Origin of the sequence: Gilliamella sp. Fer4-1, from assembly GCF_001690515.1 — a bacterium.
Lineage (GTDB): Bacteria > Pseudomonadota > Gammaproteobacteria > Enterobacterales > Orbaceae > Gilliamella > Gilliamella apicola_C.
Genome location: NZ_LZGZ01000337.1, coordinates 1 through 2314, shown reverse-complemented (window position 1 = coordinate 2314; position 2314 = coordinate 1). Strand labels below are relative to the sequence as shown.

3 protein-coding genes are annotated in these 2314 nt (G+C 36.0%); 1 reads left to right on the top strand and 2 read right to left on the bottom strand.

Annotated features, from left to right (window positions below; all coding sequences use genetic code 11):
* Positions 1-263: AI-2E family transporter (locus A9G30_RS11450; protein WP_141672102.1), on the top strand; the 263-nt coding region annotated here is incomplete at its 5' end.
* 24 nt (positions 264-287) lie between these two features.
* Here A9G30_RS11450 and bcp read toward each other — a convergent pair.
* Together bcp and hemL are read right to left on the bottom strand one after the other, a co-directional pair.
* Positions 288-764: a thioredoxin-dependent thiol peroxidase gene (gene bcp / locus A9G30_RS11445; protein ID WP_065582972.1), complete on the bottom strand. Its 477-nt coding sequence runs from the start codon at positions 762-764 to the stop codon at positions 288-290.
* 61 nt (positions 765-825) lie between these two features.
* Entirely contained in the window at positions 826-2118 is a 1293-nt protein-coding gene (gene hemL / locus A9G30_RS11440; RefSeq protein WP_065589037.1) for a glutamate-1-semialdehyde 2,1-aminomutase, read from the bottom strand.
* Between the last annotated feature and the right edge of the window lie 196 nt (positions 2119-2314).

Below are 2314 nucleotides of genomic sequence, written 5' to 3'. Positions count from 1 at the left end.
CTACTGAATTTAGCTATTTGCTATGCTTCTATATTTTGATTCAAGTATTAGATGGTAACTTATTAGTTCCTTGTTTATTTTCAGAAAAGCTTAACTTGCATCCACTCGTTATTATTTTGGCGGTGATTGTGTTTGGTGGCTTGTGGGGCTTTTGGGGAATATTTTTTGCAATACCTTTGGCAACATTGGTTAAAGCAATTATCAATGCTTGGCCAAAACTGGATGAATTGAATAATGCCAATAGTGAACTAAAAGCAGATTAGTCATTAATCTGCTTTTAATCAAAGTTATTTGCTGTGATTTTTAAGATAATCTAAAACCACTTCATGGTGGTTAGTTGTTTTAAAATTATCAAATACTTTCTCGATTATTCCATCTTTACCTATTAAAAAGCTAATGCGATGAATTCCATCATAGGTTTTACCCATAAACTCTTTTTCGCCCCAAGTACCAAATGCTTGGGCAACTTCATGATTTTCATCAGATAGCAATGTAAAATTTAATAATTCCTTTTCAACAAATCGAGATAACTTTTCTGGCTTATCGGTACTGATACCCAGTACCGTCACATTATATTTTTTTAACTCATCAGAACAATCGCGCAAATTACAAGCTTGCACAGTGCAACCTGGCGTCATCGCTTTAGGATAAAAATAAATTAAAACTCGTTGACCTTTAAAATCTTTTAAGCTTATTTGCTCTCCATCTTGGTCAGGTAACGAAAATTGAGGTGCTTTTACGCCTTCTTTAAGTGGATTAACCATATAATTATTACCTATTTTAATCGTTTAATGTTCTCTTGGTGTATAAAACAGTGTCATACTTTTAAATTAATTTACTAAAAAAACGACTTGCTGCATCAATGGTGTGATTGATCTCTTTGTCTGTGTGCTTAAGTGACATAAAACCCGCTTCGAAAGCTGATGGTGCAAAGTAAACACCTTCAGTTAGCATATGATGATAGAATTTTTTGAATAATTCAACATCGCATTGCATGACATCTTGATAACAGCTTACTTCAGAAGCAGTTGTAAAAAATAAACCAAACATTGCACCAGCATAATTTACGACTAACGGCACGTTATGCTTTTGGGCAACTGACAATAAACCGTTAGCAAGCTGTGCAGTTTTTTCTGCTAACTCTTGATAGATCCCAACTTCCATTAGTTTAGTTAATGTAGTGTATCCTGCTGCCATCGCAACAGGATTACCAGACAGGGTGCCAGCTTGGTATATTGGCCCGGTTGGTGCTAATTGCCTCATAATATCAGCACGACCACCAAATGCTCCAACAGGCATACCACCACCAATAATTTTTCCTAAACAAGTTAAATCAGGAACAACATCATAATAATCTTGAGCACCACCCAGTGCGACTCTAAAACCTGTCATCACTTCATCAATAATTAATAAAGCGCCATATTCATCACAAAGTTCACGTAATCCATGTAAAAATTCTTTTTTGGCTGGGATACAGTTCATGTTACCTGCAACAGGTTCAATGATAATAGCGGCGATATCATTGGGATATTGCTCAAATTGTTTTTTGACTGATTCTAAATTGTTATAATCACAAACTAATGTATGCTTAACAAAATCATTAGGCACACCTGGAGAGGTTGGATGACCGAAAGTCAGAGCACCGGAGCCCGCTTTAACTAACAAATAATCAGCATGGCCATGATAACAACCTTCAAACTTAATAATCTTATCTCGGCCAGTAAAACCACGTGCTACCCGAATAGCACTCATGGTTGCTTCAGTGCCTGAATTCACCATCCGCACCATTTCAATTGAAGGCATTAATTGTGTCACTAAATTAGCAACTTTGGTTTCTATTTCGGTTGGCGCTCCATAACTTAAACCATTACGCACTGCATTAATTACCGCATTGGCAACATCAGGATCGTTATGCCCAAGGATCATTGGTCCCCAAGAACCTACATAATCGATATAGGCCTTATCGTCCACATCATAAATGTATGCGCCGTTTGCTCGCTCAATAAATAAGGGGGTGCCACCCACACCATTAAAAGCACGAACAGGGGAATTCACGCCACCAGGCATAACGGATAATGCTTGATGATAAAGCTTTTCTGATTTAAATGTGTTTAGCATAACCGGAATAATCTCTCTATAAAAATTTGCTGTATTTATTCATAAAATCAAAATAAATTCAAGTTAGCTATTAAAAATTTATTTAATAGAAGTTTTCTATTTTGTATTTTTATTTGGCAACAGTATATAATACAAAGATCAATATATTAGGAGAAGAATATGAGCGATGCTTTACCGATTAACTTTACTGATGCGG

Coding starts and splice junctions, on each gene's coding strand:
- hemL (WP_065589037.1), bottom strand. CDS start 2,118: ATGCTAAACACATTTAAATCAGAAAAGCTTTATCATCAAGCATTATCC.
- bcp (WP_065582972.1), bottom strand. CDS start 764: ATGGTTAATCCACTTAAAGAAGGCGTAAAAGCACCTCAATTTTCGTTA.